The sequence below is a fragment of the Prevotella sp. E13-27 genome (assembly GCF_023217965.1).
In the GTDB taxonomy this organism is placed as follows: Bacteria; Bacteroidota; Bacteroidia; order Bacteroidales; family Bacteroidaceae; genus Prevotella.
The window spans coordinates 252,047-268,044 of record NZ_JALPSC010000001.1 but is presented as its reverse complement, the minus strand read 5'-3'; the positions used below and the strand labels follow the sequence as shown (position 1 = coordinate 268,044).

Genomic DNA, 15,998 nt, shown 5'->3' with positions numbered 1-15,998 from the left:
TGTGGTATCAACAGCGAGACCTGAAGAAACAGCCAGAGATGCTCGCCCTGCTACAGGAAAACGTGTTTCTCAAAAAAAAGCCCCTCCTTTTGGGAGGGGTCGTTGTATATTACATGCGTTCGGGAACCTCGATGCCGAGAAGACCCATGCCGTTCTTGATAATCTTGGCAACGTTCTTTGCCAGCATCAGGCGGACTGCCTTCTTTTGCACATCGGGCTCGTTGAGAATGCTGAAGTCGTGGTAGAACTGATTGAAAACCTTCGTCAACTCATAGCAGTAGTTGGCGATGCCAGAAGGTGAATAGTCCTTGCCTGCCTGCTCCACAGCTGCGCCAAACTCGCTCATTTTCTGAATTAATTCAATTTCCTTACTAGACAGACTAGTTGAACTAGTTGGACTAGTCATACTAGGAGCCTTCCGCAGAATACTGCGGATACGGGCGTAGGTGTACTGGATGAAAGGACCTGTGTTGCCGTTAAAGTCGATACTCTCCTCGGGATTGAACAGCATATTCTTGCGAGCGTCCACCTTCAGGATAAAGTACTTCAGGGCACCCATACCCACGATGCGGGCAATCTCTCGGCGCTCCTCTTCGGTCATATCGTCAAATTTGCCCAATTCCATCGAGGTCTTGTAGGCATCCTCGACCATCAGTTCCATCAAATCGTCGGCGTCAACAACCGTTCCTTCGCGGCTCTTCATCTTACCGTTTGGCAGCTCCACCATGCCGTAAGAGAAGTGAACCAGCTCCTTGCCCCACTTGAAGCCCAGACGGTCCAGCAGGATAGAGAGCACTTGGAAGTGGTAGTTCTGCTCGTTGCCCACCACATAGATCATCTTGTCGATGGGGTAGTCTTGAAAACGCATCTCGGCAGTACCGATGTCCTGCGTCATATATACTGATGTGCCGTCAGAACGTAACAAGAGCTTCTGGTCAAGACCTTCGTTGGTCAGGTCGGCCCAAACAGAGTTGTCCTCATGGCGTTCAAAGAGGCCCTTGGCGAGTCCTTCCTCCACCTTGGCCTTACCCTTCAAGTAGGTCTGACTCTCATAGTAGATCTTGTCGAATCCAACGCCCATCTTCTTGTAGGTCTCGTCGAAACCGGCATATACCCAGTTGTTCATCTTCTCCCACAGAGCGCGAACCTCAGGATCGTTGTTCTCCCATTTCACCAGCATCTCGTGAGCCTCCTTAATCAGCGGAGCCTCCTGCTTAGCCTTTTCTTCATCCATGCCCTGAGCCACGAGTTCCTTCACCTCCTCACGGTAGTGTTTGTCGAAGGCCACGTAGTAGTCACCAATCAGGTGGTCACCTTTCTTGCCAGATGACTCGGGTGTCTCGCCATTGCCGTACTTCAGCCAAGCCAGCATTGACTTACAGATATGAATACCGCGGTCGTTCACGATGTTCGTCTTCACCACCTTGTTGCCGTTGGCCTCCATGATCTGAGCCAGCGACCAACCCAGCAGGTTGTTGCGCACATGGCCAAGGTGCAAAGGCTTGTTGGTGTTGGGTGAAGAGTATTCAATCATCACGAGGGGAGAATCCTCGTTTGCGGTCTTCATGCCGAAGCGGTCGTCCTGATCCATGGCCTGCAGCAACTGCAGCCAAGCACCATCACCGATACTGAGGTTGAGGAAACCCTTTACAACATTATATTTCTCGACAGCAGAACAGTTCGCTACCAGATACTCACCAATCTCCTGAGCGGTCTGCTCGGGTGATTTCTTTGCGGCCTTTACAAATGGAAAGACTACCAATGTCAGGTTACCCTCAAACTCGCTGCGTGTCTTCTGAAGTTGCAGCATTTTCTCTGTTGCATCCATGCCGTAGAGTGCCTTCACGGCCTCGCCAGCGGCATTACTAATCAAAGTTTCAATATTCATTATAGCTATAATTGTATTTCTGCGTGCAAAAGTAGTAAAAAAAACAGAAACTTTATGCATCCTAAAAGAAAAAACATACCTTTGCGCCCCGAAATCAATAATAAGTTGTATATTATTTAAATTTCAAGAGCTTATGAAGAAATTTACTCTTTTCATTATTGCCGCATTCATGGCTGTAGTAGGCTATGCACAGAAGCCTATGCAACAGGCTTCGATGATTCTGGTCTTGCCGACTTGGCGTTCAACTATGACGCTACGGCTGCAACCATGACCTCATCTCAGATATTCGCCGTCAACGGAAAGAAAAACGAAGCTTATGCATATCTCCAGTATGGTAACATTACAATCAAGAAAATCATAGAGAAGGCAGCCACTCCAGCCACTCCGACTATCACGAAGGTTAAGAGCACGCAATATGGCCCCGCGATGGACTTCAATATTCCTACTGTTGATACCGAAGGCAACGGACTTGTAGCTTCAAAACTCTCCTATCAGCTTTTCTCAAATGTTAACGGAGAGGTGAGTCCTGTGACTCTCTTGAAGAAAGACTTTAGCAAACTGACGGAGAATATGACAGAGATTCCTTATGGATTCACTGAGAACTATGATATCTATGTCGATGAGATTTATCTCAACATGGACCACAGCACATGGAACAAGATTGGTCTGCAGAGCATCTATCGTGGCGGTGGCGAGGAGCATAAGTCGGAAATCGCATGGTACACATTGAAAGAAGCTGATCCCACGGCAGCAGTTAGATGGGTAGCTGCAGAGCAGGGTTATGCAAATGCAGCTGAAGTGTCTGAGTTTACTATTGCCAGTGGTATAACAGGCAACGCCGACAAGGGTACTGGGTCTAATGCGCCGAAATATTATAATGACGGTTCAGCTCTTCGCCTTTATGCGGGTAACACTCTGACCATCACGGCTGATGAGCCAATGACAAAGATCTATTTCATCTTTGACACAGCAAAGAAGGATCCTGCTTTCAATGTTGATGATGAGGAGATGGAAATCAAGGACTCCATTGGCGTTTGGGAAGGCAATGCAACGGTGGTGACCTTCAGCGTTCCTAATGTCAGTGGTACTCAGAGTCGAGTAAAGGCAATACAGATTGGTGGCGAGATAGAGATGCCGTCTGCCGGCGAACTCGTTGAGTTGCCTGACGGTGCAGAGACTGAGACATGGTATTTCACAGCATCTGGTTCTGAGAGCGATATTGAAGCAGAAGTTGAGGTGGCTGTTGTTGGTAATGAGATGTATATCCAGGGCATAGCTACTGACTTCATTCCTGAAGCATGGGTGAAAGGTACTATCAGCGATGGCAAGGTGGTGTTCAGCAAAGCTCAGTATCTTGGAGAATATGAGGGCTATGACGAAACAAGTAATCTCTACTTCATGGGATATAATGCATCAACGAAGCAATTCTGTGATGTTGATTTCGCTTACGACAAGGAGAATGGAATACTCACCACAGACAAGTATGTGCTGATTAATGGCTCTACTTCAGCGATGGATTTGTATGACTATTACTCTGCCGTAGAGATAAACAAAACTGCTCCAGAGCCTCTCGTTGCTATAGAAGCTCCTGAGAATCTTGTCACATCAGAATATCTGTTTACTGCCAAGGAAGAATATTATGATGATGACGAGAGTGAACCGACAATGGTGGATGCGTCGTTCGGCGTGCAGATTGGCTTTGACGGTAATGATGTGTATTTCCAGGGATTGGTGACCGATTTCAACGGATGGGCAAAAGGCACGCTCAGTGCTGATGGCAAGACTATAACAATTCCTGCTAACCAGTATGTGGGAAGCATTGAAAGCCTTTACAGTAAGTCTGACTATTTCTTCAGTGCCGCTGAGGGCGACTCGTTGGTTGACGCGGTATTCGCTTATGACGCAGAGAAAGGCATCCTTTCCAGCAATCAGTCTCTTTATGTGAACGGAAGCCGTAAACAGCTCTATTACTATAACAAGTATCAGAATGTTGTTATGACGAAGATGGTGGAAGTGGCTGCCACTCCTGCCGATCCTGCTATGTCAGGCTTCACCTATAATCCTGCATATAATCTGGGCTATATCTCGTTTAACATTCCTACAACCGACACTGATGGTAACAATCTGTTGACAAGCAAACTGAGCTATCAGATAATGGTTCAGGACGATCAAGACAAGGTAGCTCCGCTGACGTTTACTAAAGAGCAGTATGAGGAATTGACCGAAGACATGCAGACCATTCCTTATAACTATTCTGGTGATGACATCAGTAAAGGTTTCATTATGCTGAATCAGTCTCTTGATGAGATTCTCACTTGGAAGCAGATAGGTGTCAAGAGTATCTACAGCGCTGCTGGCGAAACCCACGAGTCAAATATCTCTTGGTATGACCTCACTTCTTGGCGTGAGTCAGTAGGCATTGCTGATGTTAAGATAGATACGGTGAGCACAAGCTTCTTCGATTTGCAGGGACGCAAGGTGAATAGCTCGGCTAAGGGCCTTGTTATTAAGCAGATGCGTCAGGCAGACGGTACAGTGAAGACTGTTAAGATGGTTCGCAAGTAAACTGTTGTTTACATACTATACACATTGCGTTGTTTCTTCAAGAGAAGCAACGCAATGTTTTTTCTCACCTCTCACCTCTCACTTCTCACCTCTCATCTAATTCTTACACCTTTTTACAATAATATGATGATTCGCGCGTTATAATATGTGGTATGAAACGATTTTTTGTAACTACATATTTGTTTTTCTGTCTTGTAGCCGGCGTTGCTGCACAGAAATTCTTCAATCTCACGGCAAGCGAGGTCCGTATAGACAGCCTGCTGCCAGTATTCACCTATCAGCATGATTTGGGACTGAACTATGCTGACTCAACATATTCTGTCAGCATTGAGTATCCTGAGTTTATTGACATGTCGCCTACTGATGTGGCTCGCCTGAAGTCTATCGGTGGCGAAGATCTGCCGGCAATGCCTGCCATCAGTCAGTCTATAGGCGTAGAGCGAAAGAACGGATGGCTTGACATATCGTTTGTTCCATTAGTGAAACGTGACGGGCGTTATCAGAAACTCGTAAGCTTCATGCTTCGTGTTAAGACACAGGCGAAACAACAAGATGGTGCCTCGGCACATGTGCAGTCGTTGGCTGGCTCTCGTTTCCAGGCATCGTCGGCTTCAAGTCGCTATGCTAGCAACTCGGTACTTGCCAATGGCAGATGGGTGAAGATAAGTGTTGATAATACTGGTATCTATCAGCTGACGAGCCAGTTCATTCGTAACGCAGGCTTCAGCGACCTGTCAAAGGTGAAGGTCTATGGCTATGGTGGTGCTTTGCAGCCAGAATCTCTCACTGGCGATTATCTGCAATCTACCGATGACCTTAAGGAGTTGCCCACATGTGTCAGTGGAGGCAGAAAGCTGTTCTTTGCTGTTGGTCCCGTCAACTGGGAATCGGCAACAACCAAGCAGCGTGTGCGTAACAACTATTCTGAGAAAGGCTATTATTTCCTTACTGAAGATGGCACAGCGCCTGCCACAATAGATGAGGCGACATTTACAGCTCAATATGCTAATCACCCAAACAATTATCACTCCATAGTAGAACCCGAGGAATACTCGTGGTATCATGGTGGAAGAAATCTCTTTGGAAAAGCAACGCTGGGTTCTTCTCCATTGGTCTATACTATTGATGCACCTGTTTCATGTGCTAAGATGTCTGTGGCATTCACCTATAATGGCTATTGCTCAGTCGATGTGCTGGTGAATGACGTTAAAGTGGGAAACCTTGATGTCAGTGCTGCTACCGTTGCGGCAAAGACTGTGAACTTTCCGAACTCTGGTCAGCCTGATTATGCCAGCATGGCAGAGACTATATGGGAGTTTGATGTAACGAACCTCAATGTCGGTGAGAACACAATCACCTTGAAGCGCGCCTCGAACGCTCTTACCAGCATGCGTCTCGACAATATCATTCTCACATTCACAGAGCCGAAGTCATTGGGAAGCCTCTCTTCAACAGGCTATCCTGAACCAAAGAAAGAAGAGGTGGTGGCAAACCAGAACCTGCATGCCGACGGACAGACAGATATGGTAATCATCATACCTACATCGCTGAAACTGCTCGCTCAGGCTGAGAGACTGAAGGCTCTGCATGAACAGAAAGACGGACTCAGGGTGCGCATCGTTGCTGCCAACCAGCTCTACAACGAGTTCTCAAGTGGCACCCCCGATGCCAGTGCTTATCGTCGTTACATGAAGATGCTCTATGACCGTGCTGGAAATAACCTTGACGACATGCCAAAATATCTCCTGTTGCTGGGCGATGGCGCATGGGATAACCGCATGCTTACGTCGGAATGGAAGGGCGTCTCGCCCGATGATTTCCTGCTCTGCTACGAGAGCGAAGAGTCTTTCTCGGTTGTTTACTGCTATGTGTCTGATGACTTCTTCTGCTTGCTCGATGATGAGGAAGTGATATCCAAATATACAGGCAAGCCCGACGTTGCTGTAGGACGTATTCCTGCACGTACTGCGGATGAGGCAAAGATTGCTGTTGACAAGATTGTTGACTATCGTAACAATGTCAATGCTGGCTCATGGCAGAATCTCGTGTGTATGATGGGCGACGATGGCGATGGAAATCAGCACATGGATGCTGCAGAGGCGGTGTCTAAGGTCATAAGCAAGGAGCATCCGTCAATGAATATCAAGAAAATCTACTGGGATGCCTATACGCGACAGGCATCATCTACAGGTCTCAGTTATCCTGATGTTACACGAATAGTGAAACAGCAGATGCGTGATGGTGCCCTGATAATGAACTATAATGGTCACGGCTCTTCGTACTGTCTGTCTCATGAGATGACATTGAAGCTTGCAGACTTCGGAGAAGCAACATCGATGAGACTGCCTCTGTGGTTTACAGCTTCGTGTGACGTGACGCCTTTCGATGGACAGGGTGAGAACATTGGTGAGAAAGCCTTGTTCAACAAAAAGGGTGGGGCGATAGCTTTCATCGGAACGACACGAACGGTGTGGATGGGACAGAACCGTACCATGAACCTCGTGCTGATGAGTGAACTGTTGAAGACCAATGACAAGGGGCAGATTGTTCCTATGGGTGAGGCGTTCAGACAAACAAAGGTAAAGCTTGTGGAAGGTCCGCTGAAGGACTGGTCTGTGAATAAGTTGAACTATGTCCTGCTGGGAGACCCTGCTCTGGCACTTGCCGCTCCTACTCTTGAGGCTGTCGTTGACAGCATAAACGGTGAGCAGGTGCAGACAGGCGTAAAAACACAGTTGAAGGCTGGTGCCCGTGTTACTGTCAGTGGATATGTCAAAGGACAGAGCAACTACAATGGCGTTGCCACTATCGTTGTGCGTGATGTGGAGGAAGAGATAACATGTAAGGGTAACAGTACTGATGATGTCTTCGTGTTCAAAGATCGTCCCAGCACCATCTATACAGGTAGCGACAGTGTAAGGAACGGACGTTTTACGTTTACGTTTGCCATACCGCGTGACATCACCTATAGCCAGGATGCCGGACAGATCATCGTTTATACTGTGAACAATGAGAAGACACTCATGGCAAACGGTATTGATGAGAGCTTCGCAATGTATGGCACGGCTGATACTGGTAATACTGGCATAGGACCAAGCATCTTCTGCTATCTGAACAAACGCTCGTTTAAGAATGGCGACACAGTGAACAGCACGCCATATTTCTATGCTGAGCTTGCCGATGACGACGGACTGAACGCCGTAGGCAGTGGCATAGGACATGACATTGAGCTCATTGTCGATGGCGATATGTCGAAGACCTATGTGCTCAACAGTTATTTCCAGTATGACTTTGGCGACTACTGCAAAGGCACCATAGGCTTTAGCATTCCTGAGCTTGAAGAGGGCGAACACAAGCTGATGCTGCGTGCGTGGGATGTGCTGAACAACTCGTCAAAGGCAGAGATAAACTTTGTAGTCGATCCAAAGTTGACACCAGAACTGATGAATATTATCTGTGTGCGCAATCCTGCAAGCACTAATACACGTTTCCTTATTACTCATGACCGTATAGGCAGTCAGATGGATTTCGTGCTTGAGATATTCGATACCTCAGGACGCATATTATGGCGTCGCAGCGAGACAGGAGTGCCTACCGATCAGACCTATGCCATAGACTGGGACCTCACGACAAGCAGTGGTAGTCGTCTGCGCACAGGTGTCTATCTCTATCGTGTTCTTATAAGCTCAAATGGCAGTTCGCAAGCGTCGGCTGCCCAGAAACTCATAGTCATAGACAATAAATGACTGTAAGAGCACGTTTAGAAAAAGGTAATAATCGCATGTTAAGAGAATTGTGATGAAGAAAATAATCTATAAAAGCTTATTCGTCGTTGGAATGATGATGGCTCAGAATGTCAGCGCCGACGACTACAAGACCAGCACGTTCAATCCCGTTGAACATGCCGTAATCTCACAGACCATCGCCCCCGATGCGCGTGCGGCAGGTATGGGCGACATCGGCTGTGCTACTGATCCTGACGTAAACTCACAGGCATGGAACCTTGCAAAATATCCTTTTTGCATAAGCCGTGCTGGCGTGGCTCTCAACTACACTCCGTGGCTGCGCCAATTGGTAAACGATATCGACCTTGCCTATGTCGCTGGCTATTATCGTATTGGCGACTATGGAGCGCTGTCGGGTTCTCTTCGCTACTTCTCACTTGGTGAGGTATTCACAGACATAAGCGGAGAAGATGCTTCAACAACTGTCAAACCCTATGAGATGGCACTCGACCTTGGCTACTCGCGAATGCTTAGTGAGACGTTCTCACTCGGCGTAGCCATCCGTTGGATATATAGTGACCTCCGTTACGACTATTCGGAAGACTCAAAGCCTGCATCGGCTTTCGCTGCCGACATAGGTATGTACTACAATAACTACATCATGCTGGGTAACCGTGAGTGTCAGCTCGGACTCGGACTGCATGCCAGTAACATAGGTAGTAAGATTTCCTATTACGGTGATGAGGAGAGTCAGTTCATACCGGCAAACTTGCGACTGGGAGCATCGCTTATGATTCCCGTCAACGAGTGGAACCGCTTCTCTATTGCTGCTGATGCCAACAAGCTCATGGTGCCCACGGTGCCAGTGCAGGGTGTCAATGAGAACAATAGCGACTATCAGGACCGAGTGCGCCGCGAATATTCAGACGTAGGTAGTATCAGCGGTATGTTCAAGAGCTTCAGCGATGCCCCAGGCGGATTCAAGGAAGAGCTGGAAGAGGTACAGTGGAGCGTAGGTGCGGAATATGTATATAACGACCAGTTCACTCTTCGTGCTGGCTATCACCATGAGTCTGAATCGAAAGGTAACCGTAAGTATTTCACTGTTGGTGGAGGCTTCCGCATGAATGTGTTCTCACTCGATGTGGGTTATGTCATCTCTACTGCACAGAGCAACCCTCTCGACCAGACGCTGCGTTTCACGCTAGCCTTTGATATGGACGGAATTAAAGATTTGTTAAAACGATAGTATTCACTTTTAATAATCCCACCTTCTTATTAATTAAGGGGTGGGTATTTATATATTGTTATGAGTAAAATTGGAATAAGAGTAGGTTTTGGTTTCGATGTTCATCAGTTGGTGCCCAACCGCGACTTGTGGATGGGAGGAATAAAGATTGAACACTCGCTAGGCTTGCTTGGACATAGCGATGCCGACGTGCTGATACATGCCATCTGTGACGCGCTGCTTGGCGCTGCCAACATGCGTGACATTGGCTATCATTTTCCTGACACGGCAGCAGAGACCGATGGTATAGACAGTAAGGTGCTGTTAAAGAAAACCATTGACCTCATTGCAACGAAAGGTTATAAGTTGGGAAATATCGATGCCACCATCTGTGCAGAGCGCCCGAAGATGAATCCGCATATCCCTGCCATGAAGGAATGTCTCGCTTCTGTAATAGGATGCGACGTAGATGACATCTCTATAAAGGCTACGACAACAGAGAAGCTTGGCTTCACAGGTCGCGAAGAGGGTATCTCGGCTTATGCCACGGTTCTCATATCCAGAGATTAGAATTTTAAAAGCAATTTATAAGAGCGTTCTTGCCGTTTGGTAAGAACGCTCTTTGTGTTTAGTAAGAATACTCTTGCCGTTTGGTAAGAACTCTCTTTGCGTTTGGTAAGAACTCTCTTTGCGTTTGGTAAGAACTCTCTTTGCGTTTAGTAAGAACTCTCTTTGCGTTATATAATAAAAAATCCGCAGCAACTCTCGCGAGCTACGGCGGACAAGCCTATGTTTAACTAAAAATCCTTTTTCAGTTTAAACAAATTTCCGGTATTCATTAGTTTTCAACTCCTCCGTTATCAAAATGATAACTTTAAAATCTACCTCTAAATCGTACCAAAAATTTGAAAGTTTAAAAGGGAGCTTCACAGCGACCTCCTGTTATCCTACAGTTGAAAACTTTCTTTTACCAATAACTAAAAACCTAAAACTATAAATATTACTACTAACCTAAAACAATCTATTAACCTTTTGACGATGCAAAGGTACGACGAAAATTTCATTCCCGCAATACTTTATTAAGTTTTTGGTGTAAAAAACTCACTATTATTGATTTAAATCAAGTGTTGTGCGCGAAAACAATACACAATTTCTACTGCAGAATAATTAATAGGAAAAAATAGACAGAAGACAAAAAAACAACAAATAATTTTGCTTTTTGCTTACTTAGTAGTACCTTTGTGGTATGAAAGTATTGATAGTAAATACGAGCGAGCGCACGGGTGGGGCAGCGGTGGCTGCCAATCGCCTGATGGAGGCTCTTATTAATAATGGTGTAAAGGCAAAGATGCTTGTCCGTGACAAGCAGTCTTCTTCGCTCTGCGTGTCATCTGCAGGAAGCGCTCTGTGTAACAAATGGAATTTTGTGTGGGAGCGTTTCGTCATCTGGATGAATAATCGGTTCAGCAAGGATAATCTATGGAAAGTGTCTATTGCCAACACGGGAGTGGATATCACTAAGACGCAAGAGTTTAAGGAAGCCGACGTTATTCATCTTCATTGGATCAACCAGGGCTTTATCTCAATAAAAACTATTCAGAAAATTCTCGCCAGCGGGAAACCCGTTGTGTGGACCATGCATGACATGTGGGAAGCCACTGCTATCTGTCATCACTCGTATGAGTGTGAGCGCTTCTCTGATGAGTGCGGTAGTTGCCAGTTCTTGCACTCCCCTTCAGCTAACGACTTGTCACATCGTGTATTCCTCCGTAAGCAAAAGATGCTGGCCAATGCGAATAATCTTCATTTCGTTGCTGTCAGCGAATGGCTGGCAAGTCGCTCGCGACAAAGCAGCCTAATTGGTAGCTTCCCCATCTCTGTCATCCCTAATTCTATCTCTCTGTCTCAGTTCAAAATGGTAGATAGGATTGATGCCCGCACCACGCTTGACATCACCCAGCCCTACGTCATATCTTTTGGTGCTGCTCGTATTGACGATTCTATCAAGGGCTTCTCCTACTTGATAGAGGCTTTGAAGAAGCTTATAGCCGATGGGAAATTTGAAGCCAGCGATATGTGTCTGCTGCTCTTTGGCGGACTGCGTCAGCTGGAGATACTTAACGAGATTCCTATACCTTATAAATATATGGGGTATATAGATGACGAAGATCAGCAGTCGCTGGTTTATTCCGCTTCTAATGTAACAGTCTCATCTTCCCTTTATGAGACCTTTGGACAGACTCTTATTGAGGCGATGGCTTGCGGTTCTCTGCCTGTGTCCTTCACTGGTAGTGGCCAGACAGACATCATAGACCATCTCTCTAACGGCTATCTGGCTGAGCGCTTGTCCTCTGACAGCCTGGCCGATGGTATAGCGTGGGGACTGAAGGCAAATATTCCTGCCATACAGTTGAGACGCAGCGTCAGTCGCCGTTATTCCGAGAGCGTCATCGCCAATAAATATGTGCAACTCTACAACTCAATTATTCACAATGGAGAGGAGTCATAGTTCCTCAAGAAAACAATGATACGTTTCACCATAATAACAATAACATATAACGCTTCAGCAGTCGTTGGGCGTACCCTTGACAGCGTGCTCAGCCAGACCTATGAAGATGTAGAGCATCTCATCGTTGATGGCGCTTCTACCGATGGCACTATTCAGATTGCTGAGGACTATAAGCAGAAAAGCGATGATAGTGGCTGTGGACATAAGGTTATTATACGGTCAGAGCCCGATAAGGGTATCTATGACGCAATGAATAAAGGACTCACGCAGGCCATGGGCGACTATGTGGTGTTCATGAATGCTGGTGACTTCTTTCCGTCTGCCGATACACTTGAACAGATAGCCCGTCGCTGCCGTCTTAATGAGTTGCCAAGTGCCGAGTTGCCTGCTGTGCTCTATGGTAATACTGATATTGTAGATGGTGAGGGACGTTTCCTGCATCCTCGGCGTTTGCAGCCACCAGTACAGTTGTCGTGGCGCTCGTTCCGTCATGGCATGCTTGTGTGCCATCAGGCTTTCTATGCGCGAACTGACATTGCGAAGAATCTTCCTTATGATCTTCGCTATCGCTATTCTGCCGATGTTGACTGGTGTATACGTGTTATGCAGGAAGGTGAGCGCGCCGGTCTTCCCATATATAATATAAATATGGTGGTGGCCAACTATACTGAGGAAGGTGCCACAACACTTCATCACCGTGATTCGCTCCGTGAGCGTTTCCAAGTAATGTGTCGTCATTACGGCTATGTTTCAACCGTAATAATGCACGGTTGGTTCGTGGTAAGGAAACTGTTTAAGTAAAAACAAACTATTCAGTTGGAGTGGCGTTTACTTTTTCGTGATCTACATAAATGCCTTTTGAGAGCTGTGCAGAGCCGTTATGCGTTGACTTCGTGCCAATGACTGTGAGACGGTCGCCAATTCTTATTCCGTTAATGGCAATACATTTCTTGCGGGCATCGCCATTAGCTCCCCAGCCAGGATAGCAGCCATAGACATATATACGGGTATTACCGCTGCGGAGAAAAAGGTTGCCAAAGTCTTCTCGCTCAATGTCATCGACTATGGCAGTAAGCTTATAGTAAACGTCCTTTGAGTCCTTTTGGGTAAGGAACTGGTCAAGTGTCATTTCTTTCACAGATATCGATTCCTCAAGGTGTGCTTTGTTCATCTGGGGCTTCCCAGCATGTTCTGCGCGTTTACCTATGAGTGTTACCACGTCGCCTACCTTAAGCTTTTTCTTCTCAAAGTCACCTTTGGCTCCTATGCCATAGACGAATGTCTCGCCAGAGAAGTCGCGCAGGATGACATTGCCATATTCGGGCTTTACAATCTTTGTTATAATGCCGCTGACACGATATTGAGCTTCTCCTACAGGGGCTTTCAGGAACTCTGCAACGGTGGCTTTAGCAATGGCACCGTTCTGGGTGATGATGGTCTGCGATGTGCATTTCTTTGAGGAGTCGTTGCTCTTGAACTTAATAACGGCAGAGCGTCCACCACCACTATTGGCAGTCGCATGGAAGACTACTTTGTCGTTAGTCTTCTGCTTTACCGACAGCCAACTGCGGGCTTCTTTTTCAATGTCTATCGTGTAGTCACCGCCTTTGTTCGTTATAATAGCTGTCACATCGCCTCCTTTAAGTCCTATTGGCTCTTTTGTGTTGAGTGAATCAACTCTTACAGGTGACTTCTCTATATCTACTACTGTGACGTTGACAATTTCTATTATTCCGTCGTAGTTTATCTTCGGTCCTTCTATAGTGACCACGTCACCGAGTTCTATACCGAGGCTCAGGAACTTCTTCGTGTTGCCGGCAGCGTCAAGCGTGCCATAAACATACACCTCACCTGTTTCATCTTTCAGATACCAGTTGCCGTAGCTGTGATTAACAATTTTTGTGACGATGCCCTTCAGTCGATATACCTGTCGCTCTGGACCGGCTATGGCTTCAGCACAGGTTGACAGCTCAGCAGCGGTGGTGGCACTTGATGATATGCGTGTTGAGTCTATAAGTAACGAGTCTTCTTCAACGATAGAATCTACTATTGGCAGTTCCTCTGTCTCCGAGAAAAAGTTGAAGCAAAAGTAGCCGGCAATAATCACTATTATAGCGATAACTCCTGAAATGATATGTTTTCTATTCATAATGCTCTATTTTCTAGTTGCAAAATTAATTATTTTCTTCATTCGCTCCAAATGTTGCATCAACTTTTGCCTCGTTACCCATCGTTTGCTTGATATTTGTTAGAATGAAAAAGAGGATATGTTTCAAAATGTGAAGCATATCCTCTTATTGAGAAGTTATTTACTTAAACGTTACTCTGTCTTGCCATTCAGGGAATAAATATAGTTTTCCTTGTTGACAGTCTCAAGTGTACCGTTGTAGTTGGTGAACTTTCCACAGACAATGACTTCATCTCCTACAGCAACCTGTGTGTCGCCTTCTACCCAAGGTCTGTTGCCCAGATAGTAGGTACCGTAGATAAGGAACTGGTCGCCTTCAGTAGCTCCATCAGCAGAGATGTTGAATCGTGCCGTGCCGTACTGTGCACTGAAGGTGTATATAACCTGTGAAATCTTACCTTTTACATAGTATGCTTCTTCTGATTTTGCGCCAGACTCGAGTTTTCCAGCCTCTTCGAGAGCTTGGGCTACAGTGAATGGATTCTTCTGTGAGCCAGGAGCATTAAGCTCGGCAAAGCTCTTACGAGAATAAATGTAGCACTTTGCGTCAAATTCTGGTGTCTCGCCGTTATGGTTCTTCAACTTGCCACAGATGACAACTTCGTCACCAATACCAATCTGGTCTGCAGCCGTGAACTTCTCGTTGTTCAGGTTGTAACAGCGGTATGCTTTGAGTACGTTAGTCTCGCTACCATCGGCAGAGATTTCGAATTCTGCATTGCCATAGCTACCAGTATCTATGCTGTTTATCTTAGCAATGATGCCTTTTGCATAGTATGTCTTTTCAGAGGCTGTGGAACCAATCTCTTGGCACTTGGCGATTGCCTCCTCTATGGTGAATGGATCGTCAGGATTTTCTCCGTGAGGAAGAATGAAGGCCTCCTGTTCTATGGTTATGTTCACGCTATAGTTCTTCTCACCATCGGTAGTAGAGAATGCAACTTCTGCCTTACGGCTCTCGCCGCTGTTGGCAGCCACGTTGAAGATAATCGTATTGGGAGTGGTCTTAGCTATAGAGAGCCATGAGGAAGCTTCGGCAGGAATCTCCACACCAAGTCCATTGCCCTTGCATGTGACGGTAGCTACAGCCTTTCCGCCTTCTTTTGGCAACTGTGTGGTCTTGATAGTGTCACCATTGTTATCAAAAAGGACGAGAGTGTCCACCTTGACAAGTGACTTCTCAATCTCTATCACCTTGACGTCAACCAATTCTACAGTGCCTTTATAAACGGTCTTTGGACCTTCTATGGTTACTACATCACCTTCCTCAATGCCATATTTGAGTAGGGCACCCTGCTTTGTCTTGCCTGTTTCATCGACAGTTCCGTAGATGTAGATTTCACCTGTCTCGTCCTTTAAGTACCAGTTGCCGTAGGTGGCGCTTTCCTTAATTGATGATACAGTACCTTTTACGCGGTAAGTTTTGCTCTCTGGTCCATCAATGACTTCTTTACAAGTGGCGACGGTTACTGTGGACTCACCTTGAACGATGTTAATGATCTGTGTCTGGTTGCCGCTATTGATGAGTAGGGTAATGGTACGGCCGTCAAGAGCTGCATCGGCTGTCAGAGTTACAACAGTTTCGCCAGCACCACCTTTGGTCGGATTTATTGTGAGCCATTTTGGCGCAGGGGCGTTTATTGTGTCATTATAGCTCTTGCCACTGGCATCCTTTTCCTTTGAAATCCACTTCTGGTTCTCAAATTCCCATTCGCCAGTTGCGGTAATTGTCAGTGAGGCGCTGCCACCATTGATATCGATAGCAACTGTCGATTGTGACACGCGCAGACCGTCGAGATAGGTCTTCTCGTCATCTTCCTCGCAGCTGACGAAAGAACAGATGGCTGCGAAGAGGCATGGAATAATATATTTTAGTTTCATAATCGTTGTTTTAT

At 46.3% G+C, this 15,998-nt stretch carries 10 protein-coding genes; 7 read left to right on the top strand and 3 right to left on the bottom strand.

Features of this window, described 5'->3' with window-relative positions; translation table 11 throughout:
• Positions 1 to 109: 109 nt before the first annotated feature.
• A complete protein-coding gene (argS, locus tag M1L52_RS01145; RefSeq protein WP_248612988.1) occupies positions 110 to 1,888 on the bottom strand; it encodes an arginine--tRNA ligase in 1,779 nt (592 codons plus the stop codon).
• Between the two features lie 133 nt (positions 1,889 to 2,021).
• Here argS and M1L52_RS01140 point away from each other — a divergent pair, with 133 nt between their 5' ends.
• The 7 genes from M1L52_RS01140 to M1L52_RS01110 all read left to right on the top strand — a co-directional run bounded on the left by M1L52_RS01140 (position 2,022) and on the right by M1L52_RS01110 (position 12,716).
• Positions 2,022 to 2,159: a hypothetical protein gene (locus tag M1L52_RS01140; RefSeq protein ID WP_248612987.1), complete on the top strand. Its 138-nt coding sequence runs from the start codon at positions 2,022 to 2,024 to the stop codon at positions 2,157 to 2,159.
• The gene (locus M1L52_RS01135) at positions 2,156 to 4,453 is read left to right on the top strand and encodes a hypothetical protein (protein WP_248612986.1); all 2,298 of its coding nucleotides are present in this window, start codon (positions 2,156 to 2,158) and stop codon (positions 4,451 to 4,453) included. The genes M1L52_RS01140 and M1L52_RS01135 overlap by 4 nt, the downstream gene beginning before the upstream one ends.
• Before the next feature lie 152 nt (positions 4,454 to 4,605).
• Complete coding sequence (porU, locus tag M1L52_RS01130; RefSeq protein WP_248612985.1) at positions 4,606 to 8,199, top strand: type IX secretion system sortase PorU; 3,594 nt, start codon at positions 4,606 to 4,608, stop codon at positions 8,197 to 8,199.
• A gap of 91 nt (positions 8,200 to 8,290) precedes the next feature.
• Entirely contained in the window at positions 8,291 to 9,427 is a 1,137-nt protein-coding gene (gene porV / locus M1L52_RS01125; RefSeq protein WP_248614552.1) for a type IX secretion system outer membrane channel protein PorV, read from the top strand.
• Between the two features lie 69 nt (positions 9,428 to 9,496).
• Positions 9,497 to 9,976 carry a 2-C-methyl-D-erythritol 2,4-cyclodiphosphate synthase gene (gene ispF / locus M1L52_RS01120; RefSeq protein ID WP_248614551.1) on the top strand — a complete coding sequence of 160 codons (480 nt, stop codon included), beginning with the start codon at positions 9,497 to 9,499 and terminating at the stop codon, positions 9,974 to 9,976.
• A 676-nt stretch (positions 9,977 to 10,652) separates the two neighbouring features.
• On the top strand, positions 10,653 to 11,915 hold the full coding sequence (locus M1L52_RS01115; protein ID WP_248612984.1) for a glycosyltransferase: 1,263 nt from the start codon (positions 10,653 to 10,655) through the stop codon (positions 11,913 to 11,915).
• Between the two features lie 15 nt (positions 11,916 to 11,930).
• A complete protein-coding gene (locus M1L52_RS01110; RefSeq protein WP_248612983.1) occupies positions 11,931 to 12,716 on the top strand; it encodes a glycosyltransferase family 2 protein in 786 nt (261 codons plus the stop codon).
• A gap of 7 nt (positions 12,717 to 12,723) precedes the next feature.
• Here M1L52_RS01110 and M1L52_RS01105 read toward each other — a convergent pair whose 3' ends face one another.
• Positions 12,724 to 14,064 carry a BACON domain-containing protein gene (locus M1L52_RS01105; RefSeq protein ID WP_248612982.1) on the bottom strand — a complete coding sequence of 447 codons (1,341 nt, stop codon included), beginning with the start codon at positions 14,062 to 14,064 and terminating at the stop codon, positions 12,724 to 12,726.
• Between the two features lie 171 nt (positions 14,065 to 14,235).
• Positions 14,236 to 15,984, bottom strand: a complete 1,749-nt coding sequence (locus M1L52_RS01100) for a BACON domain-containing protein (RefSeq protein WP_248612981.1) — start codon at positions 15,982 to 15,984, stop codon at positions 14,236 to 14,238.
• Positions 15,985 to 15,998: the final 14 nt, after the last annotated feature.